The sequence below is a fragment of the Arthrobacter sp. StoSoilB22 genome, from assembly GCF_019977315.1.
Lineage (GTDB): Bacteria > Actinomycetota > Actinomycetes > Actinomycetales > Micrococcaceae > Arthrobacter.
In genome coordinates this window covers 3,563,215-3,576,009 of the sequence record NZ_AP024652.1, presented here as the reverse complement: position 1 = coordinate 3,576,009, position 12,795 = coordinate 3,563,215, and the positions used below count along the sequence as shown (strand labels likewise).

The 12,795-nt window shown below is 62.6% G+C and carries 12 protein-coding genes; 5 read left to right on the top strand and 7 right to left on the bottom strand.

Features of this window, described 5'->3' with window-relative positions; all coding sequences use genetic code 11:
- The first annotated feature begins 3 nt into the window (after window positions 1-3).
- The 4 genes from LDN70_RS16570 to LDN70_RS16555 all read left to right on the top strand — a co-directional run bounded on the left by LDN70_RS16570 (window position 4) and on the right by LDN70_RS16555 (window position 6,944).
- The gene (locus tag LDN70_RS16570; RefSeq protein ID WP_223940827.1) at window positions 4-1,896 is read left to right on the top strand and encodes a LuxR C-terminal-related transcriptional regulator; all 1,893 of its coding nucleotides are present in this window, start codon (window positions 4-6) and stop codon (window positions 1,894-1,896) included.
- Between the two features lie 172 nt (window positions 1,897-2,068).
- Window positions 2,069-3,421, top strand: coding sequence for an IniB N-terminal domain-containing protein (locus LDN70_RS16565; RefSeq protein ID WP_223940826.1), 1,353 nt, complete (start codon window positions 2,069-2,071; stop codon window positions 3,419-3,421).
- Window positions 3,422-3,570: 149 nt separating this feature from the next.
- On the top strand, window positions 3,571-5,472 hold the full coding sequence (locus LDN70_RS16560) for a dynamin family protein (RefSeq protein ID WP_223940825.1): 1,902 nt from the start codon (window positions 3,571-3,573) through the stop codon (window positions 5,470-5,472).
- Window positions 5,469-6,944, top strand: coding sequence for a dynamin family protein (locus tag LDN70_RS16555; protein WP_223940824.1), 1,476 nt, complete (start codon window positions 5,469-5,471; stop codon window positions 6,942-6,944). The genes LDN70_RS16560 and LDN70_RS16555 overlap by 4 nt, the downstream gene beginning before the upstream one ends.
- Here LDN70_RS16555 and LDN70_RS16550 read toward each other — a convergent pair.
- Window positions 6,941-7,543 carry a hypothetical protein gene (locus LDN70_RS16550; RefSeq protein ID WP_166841789.1) on the bottom strand — a complete coding sequence of 201 codons (603 nt, stop codon included), beginning with the start codon at window positions 7,541-7,543 and terminating at the stop codon, window positions 6,941-6,943. The genes LDN70_RS16555 and LDN70_RS16550 overlap by 4 nt on opposite strands.
- 5 nt (window positions 7,544-7,548) lie before the next feature.
- The gene (locus LDN70_RS16545; protein ID WP_223940823.1) at window positions 7,549-7,989 is read right to left on the bottom strand and encodes a PLD nuclease N-terminal domain-containing protein; all 441 of its coding nucleotides are present in this window, start codon (window positions 7,987-7,989) and stop codon (window positions 7,549-7,551) included.
- Between the two features lie 87 nt (window positions 7,990-8,076).
- Here LDN70_RS16545 and LDN70_RS16540 point away from each other — a divergent pair, with 87 nt between their 5' ends.
- Entirely contained in the window at window positions 8,077-8,388 is a 312-nt protein-coding gene (locus tag LDN70_RS16540) for a DUF4229 domain-containing protein (protein ID WP_142938107.1), read from the top strand.
- Between the two features lie 73 nt (window positions 8,389-8,461).
- Here LDN70_RS16540 and LDN70_RS16535 read toward each other — a convergent pair whose 3' ends face one another.
- From LDN70_RS16535 to LDN70_RS16515, 5 genes are all read right to left on the bottom strand, one after another.
- Window positions 8,462-9,343, bottom strand: coding sequence for a 1,4-dihydroxy-2-naphthoate polyprenyltransferase (locus LDN70_RS16535; RefSeq protein WP_142938108.1), 882 nt, complete (start codon window positions 9,341-9,343; stop codon window positions 8,462-8,464).
- Window positions 9,344-9,403: 60 nt separating this feature from the next.
- Entirely contained in the window at window positions 9,404-10,543 is a 1,140-nt protein-coding gene (locus LDN70_RS16530) for an AMP-binding protein (RefSeq protein ID WP_166841787.1), read from the bottom strand.
- A gap of 8 nt (window positions 10,544-10,551) precedes the next feature.
- The gene (locus LDN70_RS16525; RefSeq protein WP_223940822.1) at window positions 10,552-11,502 is read right to left on the bottom strand and encodes a 1,4-dihydroxy-2-naphthoyl-CoA synthase; all 951 of its coding nucleotides are present in this window, start codon (window positions 11,500-11,502) and stop codon (window positions 10,552-10,554) included.
- Window positions 11,503-11,523: 21 nt separating this feature from the next.
- Window positions 11,524-11,961 carry a VOC family protein gene (locus tag LDN70_RS16520; protein WP_223940821.1) on the bottom strand — a complete coding sequence of 146 codons (438 nt, stop codon included), beginning with the start codon at window positions 11,959-11,961 and terminating at the stop codon, window positions 11,524-11,526.
- 71 nt (window positions 11,962-12,032) lie between these two features.
- The gene (locus tag LDN70_RS16515) at window positions 12,033-12,761 is read right to left on the bottom strand and encodes a CPBP family intramembrane glutamic endopeptidase (RefSeq protein WP_166841784.1); all 729 of its coding nucleotides are present in this window, start codon (window positions 12,759-12,761) and stop codon (window positions 12,033-12,035) included.
- Between the last annotated feature and the right edge of the window lie 34 nt (window positions 12,762-12,795).

Genomic DNA, 12,795 nt, shown 5'->3' with positions numbered 1-12,795 from the left:
CCCATGACGGGACATGACCATATGCCCGGCCACTATGGTCCCGGCGCAGAAGATCACCCCCTCACAGAGACAACCGATACCTGGGACGCAGCAACGGCACGGTATGCCTTGCTGAAGGAAACTCCACCTGCCCGCACCCGTGCAATGCAAAAAGAGCTGGTGGACAAGACCATTCAGGACGGCCAGCACTTGGGGGAACTGGCCCGTGACCTTGCGCGGACGGGTTTCAAGGATCCCCGCGTGGTGGCTGAGCTCGAACGCTGCGCAGATGAAGCGCTGGAAAATGACCCGCGGCTGGCTGCAGAGCTCTACGCCGAAGCTCTTTTGGCCGGGGGTGACGAGGCCGCCAAGGCCGCAAGACGCGCCCAGGCTGCTGCCGCGACTGGTGATTTGGATGCTGCAGGCAGAATCGCGGACAGACTCCTGGCGGTGCCCGAGGCACCGGACCTGCGACTGGGAGTAGACGTAGCCTCGGCGGTCTGGGCGCAGCGCGGAATGCTGTCCCGGAGCGCCGATACTTACAGCTGGCTTGGGCCGAACAGGATCGATGGTTCGGCACCCCTTGCTGCTGTGGCCATGATCGGGACCGGAAATGCCGCGGCTGCCGAAGAGTTTCTGGCAGCTGCTCCGCCGAGCGGTTCTCCGACGCTCCTGGCAGTGGCGTTGTCACTGACACAGGAAGGGCTCCGCCGAACCTTGGGGCCGGCCCCGGAACTGGCGCTGCCTGAGCTCATCCGGGCCTCGGACATGATGAACGCGGCAGGCACAACCATCCCCCTTCCGGAAACACCCGGAGCCTTGGCAGCCTTATGCGCCCTCCACAGCGGGGAGCCGGAGGTGGCGGACACAGTGCTCAAAGCAGCGCTGGCGGCTGGTCAGGGGGGCGATGCAGCGCGACCACGGCTGTTCCTGTTGCGGGCGTGGTCCTCCATGCAACAGGACAACGCCGATGACGCCATCCTGGCCGTCAACGAGGCCCTCAAGGCCATCCCTTGGTCCTTGGCACCAAGGGATGGGTTCTTGCTTGCGGCACTGGAGGTGGGCCTTGCCCGGCGCGGCAGTGACATGCACGAGCTCGTGCTTGCCTGGGAGAGAGCCCGCGAAGCGATGATGCATGTGTCCGTGGATCTCTTCAGCCTCCTGCCGTGGGGCGAACTCATGATCACCGCGGCCCGGCTTCGGGAATCAAGGAGGGTTGGCCATTACCTGGACAACGCCTGGGAGCTGCTGGGCAGGCTGGGCAAACCGCCCTTGTGGTCCGTTCCATTGCACTGGGCGGCGGTGCAGGCGGCTTTGCTCAGCGAAGACCCCGCCGGACTGGCACCACACGCTGCAGCACTCGTGCGCGCCTCTGAACACAGCCATCTGGCGTCCGTGCTCGCCACAGGCGGCAAGGCGTGGGTCTCCGTCTTGGCAGGCCGATTTGAAGCGTCCGACGTCGAAACAGCGGCCCGTGGGTTGGCCGCCGTCGGGATGCCTTGGGAGGGCGCGCGCTTGGCGGGCCACGCCGCCGCGCACGCGGATGAGCGACGAGACATGGTGAAACTACTGGCGTGCGCCAGGGATATTCATCCCCAAAGTGCAGCACCGCCTGCCGGGGCGGCCCAACGGCCAGAGGACGCGCGCTCTAGCGCTACAGCTCAACCCGTCATGGACTTTGGCAATGGTGGTCCCGGAACTCCCGACACCTCAGGGCTCAGCGCCCGGGAACGTGAAGTGGGCCGACTCATCCTTGAAGGCAAGACCTACCGGGAGATCGGTGAGGCCATCTATATCTCTCCCCGCACGGCGGAGCATCACGTGGCACGTATGCGGCGACGTCTGGGAGCGGAAAACCGTTCGGAGCTCTTGGTCCGCCTACGGCTGGCGTTGGGGGAGGGGTACCCGCCTCCGTAGGCGGCATACCCCTTCACCCCCTAACGGGAAACCCCGCCATCCCCTAACGGTGGGTGACTGGGTAGGGGGACCACCCCCGATGCCCGGACCCCCGGCCCGGCAATACGTTGAATTCAAGCCCGGCAAAGGCGCCGGGCCAACCACACACCACAGAATTTGAGGGAGCACTCCAATGCCTACACTCGCACAACAGCTCGTGCAGTTCCTGATGAGCCTGTTCAATGATCCAGATGCCGCTGAAGAGTTCGTCCGTGATCCGGAAGCTGCGCTCGCTGCAGCGGGTTTGCGTGACGTCTCCTCGGCCGACGTCGACGCCGTTCGTCCGGTTGTCCTGGACTACGCACCCATCAGCGCCCGTTCCTCTTTCGACCGCGAATACAACACTGGCGGAAATCACGCTTCCACCGGTGGCGGGGGTGCCTGGGGTGGCCGCGACGACGATGATCACCCCCACGGTGGTGGCGGCGGTGGCGGCGGACGCCCGGACCATGATGACGACGATCACGGACATGGCGGCCACGGTGGCGGCGGCGGTGGCGGCGGCTGGGGTGGACACGACGACGACGATCACGGACATGGCGGCCACGGTGGTGGCGGGGGCGGCGACCACGGTGGCCACGACGGCGGCGACCACGGTGGCCACGACGGCGGCGGTCACGGTGGTGGCGGCGGTGGCGGCGACTGGGACGACCACGCACATGCCGTTCAGCAGCTGGTCCACGTGGTGAACAATTACTCCTACACCACCACCATCGACGACCGCGACACCATCACTGACCAGTCGGTGAACCAGAACATCTGGGCCGACGGCGATGTCACGCAACTCTTCAACCAGGACGCTGTGGTGGCCTCCGGCGACGGCGCTATTGCTGCCGGCGACGACGTCAGCAATTCGGGCAACACCACCACGACTACAACCACTACCACCACCGATGACCATTCAACGGATAACTCGGTGAACATTACGGAGTCCGGCGACGGTGATGTTGAAGTAGGCAACACGGACATTGAGGTCAAGGATTCGTTCAACGACAACTCCGATCATTCGGTGACCAAGGACTCCTACAACACCGATGTTGATGTTGATGTGGACATCGAGGACTCGTTCAACACGGACAACTCCGTGGACAACTCGGATAACTCGGTCAACGTCTCGGATTCGTTCAACGACAACTCGGACAACTCGGATAATTCCGACAACTCCGTCACGGACAACTCCGTGAACGTCACCGATTCGTTCAACGACAACTCCACGGATGTGGACGTCGAAGACGTTCAGCTCATCAACGAATCCATCGTTGTACAGGACAACGAGCTGGAAGTTGATAACTCCACCGACATCGACGTCGAGGACGTGCAGGTCAACTACGACTCCACGGTCATCCAGGACAACGAGCTGGAACTCGACTACACCAACGTCGAGGACAACACCGTCATCGCCGACAACGAACTCGACGTTGAGGTTGAATACAACGACATTGATGATTCGATCGTCGTCGCCAAGAACGATGTGGAAATCGACTAGCACCAGGAAGGTCCAAACGTCGTAAAGAATTTTTGACACAACATTTACGAAAACCCCAGCAGTGCCCGGCAGACGCCATAACGTTTGCCGGGCACTTCGTGGCCTCTTCACTGGAGCGGCGCTGGAAAACAAGGGACAAAGGACAGACGGTGACGGAAACAGGACGCATGACCATCTTGGTGGAACAGGGCATGGCGCTGGCAGGGGACCGGAACGACCTCCGGCGTCGTCTGGAAAATACCCTCACCCGCCTCAGCGATCCCAGTGTCCGTGTGATCGTGGTGGGCGAGTTCAAACAAGGGAAGAGCCAGCTCATCAACGCGCTGGTGAACGCACCTGTCTGCCCGGTGGATGACGACATTGCCACCGCCGTCCCAACAGTTGTGCGGCACGGGGACCCGGCGTCGGCGGTCGTTCTCGTTCCCGCCCAACAAAGCAGCGGACCGGAGGCCGAAGGAGATGCCGGAGGACGCGAAAACGGCTTGGAAAGGCAACCCGTCCACCTGGATCAACTCGCGGAATACGTCTCAGAGAAAGGTAATCCGGGCAACGCGAAGAACATCGTGGCCGCAGAAGTGTCACTGCCCCGGAAGCTGCTGAGCGGTGGACTGACGATCGTCGATTCCCCTGGCGTTGGCGGACTGGGCTCAACACACACACTGACCACGTTGACTGCCTTGCCATCGGCCCACGCCATGGTGTTCGTCTCCGATGCATCGCAGGAATACACCGAACCGGAGATGCGGTTCCTGAGTCAAGCGATGCGCATCAGCCCGAACGTCCTGTGTGTGTTGTCCAAGACAGATCTTTATCCCAGTTGGCGCCAAATCGCTGAGCTGGATCAAAGACACCTGGCCAGCGTCGGGCCCGATATTCCACTCTTTCCAGTGTCCTCGGAGTTGCGGCTCCATGCGGCGCGGCTGCAGGACCAGGAATTGAACGCCGAATCAGGATTTCCCGCGCTGATCGGCCATTTGCGGAACAACATTGTGGGCGGGGCGGCCAGGATGCAACGCAGATCCGTCAGCAACGACCTTTTGTCTGTCACCGAAAACCTTCGGCTGGCTTTGCAGTCGGAACTTGAAGCCTTGGAAAACCCGGCAGGAACACCACAAATGATCGCTGGCCTGAACGCGGCGAAGGAGGATGCGGACTCGCTGCGCAAACGCTCCGCCCGTTGGCAGATCACCCTCAATGACGGCATTGGTGACCTGATCGCCGACCTGGAGTACGACTTGAGGGACAGGCTCCGCCGGATACAACGCGAGGCCGAAACTGCCATTGATCAAGGGGACCCCGGACCCGCGTGGGAGCAGTTCACGCAATGGCTGGAACAGAGCACGGCAGCGGCGGTTTCAGATACCTTCGTGTGGACCAGCGAACGTGCGCAATGGTTGGCCACCCAGGTGGCGGAGCACTTCTCAGAGGAAGTGGTGGCCCTCCCCGCCTTGAAAGTGGCAGACACCGGCGGCGTACTGGACCCTGTAGCCGACATCCAGGAGATGCAGGATGGCAGGCTCGGGCCGCTGCAGAAAGTGCTGATCGGGATGCGCGGGTCCTACGGAGGCGTACTGATGTTCGGCCTCCTGACGGGCATCTTTGGGATGGCCCTTATCAATCCGCTATCGGTTGGGGCCGGCCTGATGCTGGGACGGAAAGCCTATAGGGAAGACAAAGAAGCGCGCCTGAAACAACGCCAGTCCGAAGCGAAGGTGCTGGTACGGAAGCACGTTGATGATGTTGTGTTCCAAGTGGGCAAGCAGCTCAAAGACAGGCTGCGGCTGGTCCAGCGTGCCACACGCGACCATTTCACGGAGATCGCCGAAGAGCACCACCGTTCCCTGACAGAATCCGTTGCGGCCGCACAGAAAGCGGCAGCCACGTACGCGGTTGAGCGGGACATGAGAATCAAAGAGATACGGAACCAGCTCAAAGCAGTGGACGCCCTGGCGAAGGCCGCGCATCAACTGCACCAAAAGCCACCCGCAACCGACCAGGCCAACAACCTGCCCCAATCCACCACGTCAACGTCGGCGGTCCCGGCGGGATGATGGACTCGGGCATCGCCGGAGCATCTGACCTGCTCCGGCAAGCAAGGGAGGTTTTCCAGCACGACGCAGCGGCTCTAGCGGTGGTGGAGGAGCTCGAGGGCAGACTGGAAGGGCCGTTGCGGGTAGCAGTGGCCGGTATGGTCAAGGCCGGCAAATCCACTCTTCTCAATGCGATCATCGGGGAAGAAATCGCGCCCACCGATGCCGGGGAATGCACCCGAATCGTCACCTGGTACCGGTACGGGCATACTCCCAGGATTACGCTTCATCCCATCATCGGGGAGCCGCTTGCGCTCCCGGTTACCCGTGAGGATGGCCGTTTGATCTTCAGCTTGGGCGATGTCCGGCCTGAGGACGTGGAACGCTTGGTGGTGGATTGGCCGGCAGCGAGCCTGAGGGAGCTGACGCTGATCGATACCCCGGGGATCGCCTCGTTGTCCCGGGATGTGTCAGGGCGCTCCGCAGAATTCCTCCTACCCGAGGACGCCCCCATGGCTGCCGATGCTGTCATCTATCTCATGCGGCATCTTCATGCCTCCGATGTCAGGTTCCTCGAGTCCTTTAAGGACACCGCCGCGGGTCAATCCGGGACTGTCAATGCGTTGGCGGTCCTGTCCCGGGCCGACGAGATCGGTGCGGGAAGAATCGACTCCCTCATCTCCGCCGCGGTGATCGCTGATAGATACAGCAGGGACCAGAACCTCAGGCCGCTTGCGCTGGGCGTCGTGCCGGTTGCCGGGCTGCTTGCGCAAAGCTCGCGGACCATGCGCCAAACGGATTTTGAAGCCATGCAGGTGTTGGCGCTGATGGACAGGAACCAGCGGGAAAGGCTGATGCTATCAGCGGACCTCTTTGTCCGGGCCAGCGAACCCGCTGAGCTGACACCGGAAGCCAAAGCGTTCCTCGTGCAAAGATTCGGCCTTTTCGGCATTCGCCTTGGTGTTGCACTGATCCGGGGCGGAATCAGCAACCCCACGGAACTAGCCCATGAGTTGGCACGGCGCAGCGGACTTGGCCAGTTGCTTCAGAATATCGCCTCTTTGTTCCAAGCCCGGGCGGACGCACTCAAGACTCGTGCCGCCGTCGTGGGTTTGGAAGCTTTGCTGCGCGGTTCACCGCGGGATACCGTGCTTCCGCTGGAAGCCGGCTTGGAGAGGCTGCAGGCTGGCGCGCACGAGTTCCGGGAGTTGAAACTCCTAGGGACGCTGCGAACGACGGGACTAAGCCTGACCCCGGAGTTGTCTGCGGAAGCCGAGCAGTTGGTAGGCGGCCACGGCAGTACCCCCCAGCTGAGGTTGGGCTTGGATCCCGGGGCAACCCCGGAGCAGATCAGTGAGGCGGCACGGAACGCCTTTAACCGTTGGCGGTTGATCGCGGAAAACCCGCTCACTGAGCCGGCCGCACTGGACGCATGCCGCGTAGTCCTGCGCAGTTGCGAAGGGATGTTGGCCGCAATTCCGGCCGTTCGCTAAGAAAACCGTTCGCTCAGCAGCCAGCTGGTGGTGGATGGGAGAAACAGCAGGATCAGGCCAGCAGCGGCCAGGATGAATTGGGCCGCCAAGAGCACAGTTGTCAGGACGCCATCGGCTCCGGGCGCCACCACGAAGTCGGCGGTGATGACGGTGACCACAGCGTGCAGGAGGACCAGCGGGGCCAAGGCCCAGCGCGCCCAGATGCGGCGTCTAAACAGGGCCGCCAGCAGGGTCGCTTCCATGGCCACCACCAGGGCCAGCATGGCGAGGCTTCCCAGGAACACCACCGCAGTGGCCCCCTCCACTGCATTGGCGTCGCCCTCGGGAACCATGCCTCCGATGACCCCCTTCAAGCGTTCGAAGTGGGAATCACGGCCCAGAAAGCCTGTGGCCACCACGGCTATCCCCGCCACGAAGCTGGCCACCCATAGTGAGCGCGACCATCGCGCTAGTGCGGGAGGTTTGACCACCGCTGCTATGGGCGGGGGCGTGGAAAGTGAAATGCCGGGGCGCGGCGGTGGTGCGGAGGGTGACGCGGGCCCGCTGACTGATGGCGTGGAGGAAGGTGTCTGCCGTGATCCATCAGCTTGCTGGGCCATGTTCCCTACTTCAGCTCGTCCGTATCATGCGGATCCGGCTCGGTACGCTTGGCATCGCCGGGTTTGAATCCGTTGTTTTTGGCGTCGCCGCTGCCATCGCCGGGCTTCTCGCCAAGATCGCGTTCCTTGGCTTCCAAGTCCGCTTTGAGCTTTTTCAGGCGATCGTCTTCATCCTGGTTACGGCGGCGGGTTTCCAGGTTGCGGAGGAATTCGGGGTCGTCATCCGGAGCTGTGGGCTGGCGTCGAACCGGTGCGGCTTTGGGTTTGTTGTAAGGGCGGCCGAAAATGAACCAGAGGATCGCGCCCAGCAGCGGGAGGACGATCATCACAATGATCCACGCGGGTTTGGAGATCCCGCGTGTCTGGTGGCCGTCGGTGCGGATGACGTCCACCAAGGCATAGACAAAGATGACCAATACAATGACGACGCCTACAACCCGGAGCATGCACCAAGTCTAGTCGCCGGAAGCCAATCACTGGACGCCCTCTTGCGGCTGTGATCAGAGTGCAACCATCCGGGCGGCTAAACTTGGATGGTGGCTTTCCTGAAGTATTCCCTCATCCGCCTGGCACTGTTCGTGCCGTTGTTCGTGTTGTTCGCCTTTTTGGGGGTTGGTTGGATCCTGGCTGTGGTGTTCGCCGGTCTGATTGCCTTCGCCATCAGCTACCTCTTCTTCCAAAAACAGCGCGACGCCGCCACTGCGGCCATGCGCGAGCGTTTCTCCGGGCGGGCCAAGCCGATTCGCACCGCGGGTGAGGTTGAAGACGCCGCAGCCGAGGACGGCTTGGTAGAGAAAAACCCGGACATCGCCGTTAACAACGACAAACGCCCGGGCTCTGTCTAGGAGTTTTTGTACAGCTAACGCCCCTAAGAAGGCTTCTTGGGGGCGTTAGCTGTACAAAAACTCGTATAAAGGTTTAGAAGCCGCGGCTTAGGATCAGCCCCAGCGAGAACAGCAGGCTGTAGCCGAGGTTGATCATGCCGGTCTGCTTGAGGACCGGGATGAGGCTCTTGCGCTTCTTGCCGTTCACCATCAGCCAGGCAGGCATGAGGCACGCGGGGATCAGCAGCAGGACAATGAGCATCCACGGTTTGGTGGGTGCCAGCACGATCACCAGCAGAATGGCGACGGCCAGCATCAGGACGTAGCTTTCACGGGCATGCCTGTCACCAAGCCGCACAGCAAGGGTGCGCTTTCCTGCTGCCGCATCCGTGGGGATGTCCCTCACGTTGTTGGCCATCAGCAATGCGCAGGCAATGAGCCCGGTGCCGATCGCACCAATCACCGCGGCGAGGCTGACCTGCCCGGCCTGGGTGTAGGTGGTGCCAAGGGTGGCCACAAGACCGAAGAACACGAAGACAAAGACGTCACCCAAGCCCAGGTACCCGTAGGGGTTCTTCCCGCCGGTGTATCCCCAAGCTGCCAGGACGCAGCCAATGCCCACCAGGATCAGCCACCACGTCTGGGTAATGATCACCAGGATCAGGCCGCAGATCATCGCCGCCCCGAAGAGCGCGAAGGCTGCCCATTTCACCTGTTCCGGTTTGGCTGCGCCGGAACCCACCAAGCGAAGAGGACCCACCCGGTCCTCGTCCGTCCCGCGGATCCCGTCCGAGTAGTCGTTGGCGTAGTTGACCCCGATTTGAAGCAAGAGAGCCACAAGTGCCGCCAGGATCGCGTTCGGCAGCCGGAAAGCCTGGAGCTCGTACGCCGCTGCCGAACCGATGAGGACCGGCGCAATCGCCGCGGGCAGTGTGCGGAGCCGGGCTCCTTGAATCCATTGTGCAGCTGTCGCCACGTGTAGTACCTCGTGTATTTCGCGGTTGATCTTGAGTCAGGCTCGGGAGGAAGAACGTGTCTATTGTCCCTGATGCAGATTGGAAAGCAGGTCAATCATGGCCATGCGGTCCGGTTTTCCGTTGGGAAGCATCGGCAGTTCCTTCTCGGCCAGCACCGTCTTGGGTGCAAGGACGCCCAGTGCCTCTTCGCGTCGGGCGGTGAATCCCTTCACGCCTTCGGGCGAGGGATCGGTCACGGCAACGTAGGCTGCCACGGCCTGGCCCCATTCGCGCGACGGGACGCCGGTCACGAAAGCCGCGGTGACGCCGTCGAGCTCTTCCAACTTGCCTTGGATGTATGCGGCGGAGGCTTTGACGCCGCCGGTGATGATCACGTCATCGGCGCGGCCCAGAACCGTAAGCTTGCCGTCGTCGGACAGTTCCCCAAGATCCCCGGTGATGTACCAGCGGGTCCCGTCTTCCTCGAAGAACGCAGCCTTTGAAGCCCGGGCAGCATCCATATAGCCTGCCGCCACGGTGTCGCCACCCAGCAGGATGCGGCCTTCCAGTTCGCCCTGGCCGATGCGGACCTCGACGCCGTCCAACGGCTCGCCGTCGTAGACGCACCCACCGCAAGTCTCGGCTGAGCCGTAGGTGGTCACCACCTTGAGTCCCTGCTCCCGGGCAGTGCTGAGGAGTTCAGCCGAAGCGGGTGCGCCGCCCAGCAGAATCGCGTTGAAGCGGCGCAGCACGGCGAGGGTTTCCGGCGCGGGGGAGTGCAACAGCCGCTGCAGTTGCGTGGGCACCAAAGAGGTGAACCGGATCTTGTCCGTGAGTTCCTCGGCCGCAGCGGTGAAGGCCTCAGGGGTGAAGCCGTTCGACTGGTCCATCACCCAAGGACGTGTGCCCGCATAGAGCGAGCGGACCAGCACCTGAACCCCGGCCACATACTGCAGGGGGAGGGCCAGCAGCCACTGGCCTTCGCCGCGGAGGGCCATGGCAGTGGACACGGAGGACGCAGCCAGGGCGTCAATGGTCAGAACGGTGGCTTTGGGCGTCCCCGTGGAGCCGGAGGTGCGGACCACAACGGCTGCCTCTTCGACGCCGGTCTCCACCGGAACCGCTTGCGGCTCGCCGAGTTCGTCCACGACGATTTCGACGGCGGGGCCCTCGCCGTGGAGGGCGGCCATCAGGGCTTTGAGTATGGGATCGATGTCCACCGGGTGTCCTAGAAGTAGTAAGGGAAGTTGGACCAGTCGGGATCGCGCTTCTGGAGGAACGCTTCTTTGCCCTCCACGGCCTCGTCCGTCATGTACGCGAGGCGGGTGGCTTCGCCGGCAAATACCTGCTGCCCGGCGAGGCCGTCGTCTGCCAGGTTGAAGGCAAACTTGAGCATGCGAATGGCCTGCGGAGATTGGCGGGCGATGTCCGCGGCGTATTCCAGGGCCACTTCTTCCAGCCGTTCATGATCCACGGCCTCGTTGACAGCGCCCATCCGGACCATGTCTTCGGCAGAGTATTCGCGGGCCAGGAAGAAGATCTCCCGCGCGGCCTTCTGACCGATTTGGCGGGCCAGCAGCGCAGAGCCGTATCCGGCGTCGAAACTTCCCACGGTGGCGTCGGTCTGCTTGAACTTGCCGTGCTCGCGCGAGGCGATGGTGAGGTCGCTGACCACGTGCAGCGAGTGGCCGCCACCGGCCGCCCAACCATTCACCACAGCGATCACCACTTTGGGCATGGTGCGCATGAGGCGCTGGACTTCAAGAATGTGGAGGCGGCCGGCGCGGGCGGGGTCTATGGTCTCCTGGGTATCCCCTTCGGCATAGCGGTACCCGTCCCTGCCGCGGATCCGCTGGTCTCCGCCGGAGCAGAACGAGTGGCCGCCGTCTTTCTCCGAGGGGCCGTTACCCGTGAGCAGGACGGTGGCGACGTCGGGTGTCATGCGGGCATGGTCCATGGCGCGGTAGAGCTCGTCCACGGTGCCCGGGCGGAACGCGTTACGGACCTCGGGGCGGTTGAAGGCGATGCGGACCGTGGGGAGGTCCTTGACGGAGCCGTCCGTTGAACGCTCAACCTGCCGGTGATAGGTCATGTCTTTGAAGTCGTCGAAGCCGGAAACGGTGCGCCAGCGTGAGGGGTCAAAGACGTCGGAAACCTTGGCAGGGAGTTGGTTGTTCACACCCTGAGTCTAGTAATGGCCTTAGCTGATGCAGAACTCGTTGCCCTCGGGGTCGGCCATGGTGTGCCATTCGTGGGGTCCTTGGTTGGCGGTCCATAAGTGTTTGGCACCGCGTGCTTCCAGCTGTTTACGCACGTCGTCCTTGTCACGGCCGTCCAGGCGGACGTCCCAATGGACGCGGTTTTTGACGGACTTTTGGTTGGGATCCGTTTGGAACAGGATCCGCCGGCCCGTCTTGGGGTCTTTGTCCTCGGCGGGCACAATTGCGCAGCCCTCGGCCCACACCAGCTTGCCCTTGTGGGTGATGGTCTGGGCCTCGGTGGCGTGGCCCTGCTCGATCATGGAGCGGATAAAGGCCTCGTCCTGGGGCTCCACGGTCCACTCAAGGGTTTCTGCCCACCAATCGGCGAGTTCGTGGGGCTTCTTGCAGTCGACTACTACCTGGATGTTCAGTGTCATGCCCTCAAGCTATTCCCGACTGCGGGTGGCCGGGTAGGGCCTTGCGGTCAGCTTCCGTCCGGGTTCCCGACTCAGTTGGGTAGGAGTTCGGGGGGAACAGCGTAGATCAGGACAACGGCCATGAGGTTCTTGGCGGCGTGCACAAAGTAGGAGAACATCAGGTTTTTCCCCGTCCACACATAGACCCCCACCAGCACCACGGCCATCCCCAAGTACGGTGCCAACGCGGGCAAAGCAAGCCCTTCGCGGCCCACCACGTGGATGGATGCGAAAACCACTACGGAGATCACGCAGCAGATCCAGATGTTCAGGTACTGCGACAACTTGCCGATCAGGAGGTGACGGAAGAGGTATTCCTCCACGAACGGGCCCAGGATCACCAATAGTGGCACCATCAACCACGCGGGGACCTGTTGCAGCATGCCCTGGATGCCCAGTTGGTTTTCAGAGCTTTGAACGCCTCCGAAGGCCGCCACCAGAAGTGCCGTAAGTATCAGCATCACCACGATGGCGAGCGGCACCATGCCCAGCGTGAACCACGGCCGGGTCCCCAGTATCTTCAGGTCGCGGCCGGCCACACGCCAGGCAGACGCCACGGAGAATATTCCGACGCCGGCATAAAAGATTGCGTTGACGGCAAACGACGCTGTGGCCGGGTTCGCGAAAAGCTGCAGCATCAGGAGGTTGAGCGTCTCACCGGCCAGCAGGAAGTAGGCCGTGAAGCCTACGTAGACGGCAACGGCGAGGCCGTCCAAGGCAGTGAACTTGAACTCAGGTGCCTTGGTGGAAAGAGTGCCCATATGACCAGCCTAGCTTTGCCGGGCGGCCCATGCG

Bases quoted from the DNA above. Each gene is read 5' to 3' on its own strand.
- LDN70_RS16520 (WP_223940821.1), bottom strand. From the start codon at position 11,961: ATGACACTGAACATCCAGGTAGTAGTCGACTGCAAGAAGCCCCACGAA.
- LDN70_RS16550 (WP_166841789.1), bottom strand. From the start codon at position 7,543: ATGGCCCAGCAAGCTGATGGATCACGGCAGACACCTTCCTCCACGCCA.
- LDN70_RS16515 (WP_166841784.1), bottom strand. From the start codon at position 12,761: ATGGGCACTCTTTCCACCAAGGCACCTGAGTTCAAGTTCACTGCCTTG.
- LDN70_RS16570 (WP_223940827.1), top strand. From the start codon at position 4: ATGACGGGACATGACCATATGCCCGGCCACTATGGTCCCGGCGCAGAA.
- LDN70_RS16545 (WP_223940823.1), bottom strand. From the start codon at position 7,989: ATGCTCCGGGTTGTAGGCGTCGTCATTGTATTGGTCATCTTTGTCTAT.
- LDN70_RS16540 (WP_142938107.1), top strand. From the start codon at position 8,077: ATGGTGGCTTTCCTGAAGTATTCCCTCATCCGCCTGGCACTGTTCGTG.
- LDN70_RS16555 (WP_223940824.1), top strand. From the start codon at position 5,469: ATGATGGACTCGGGCATCGCCGGAGCATCTGACCTGCTCCGGCAAGCA.
- LDN70_RS16565 (WP_223940826.1), top strand. From the start codon at position 2,069: ATGCCTACACTCGCACAACAGCTCGTGCAGTTCCTGATGAGCCTGTTC.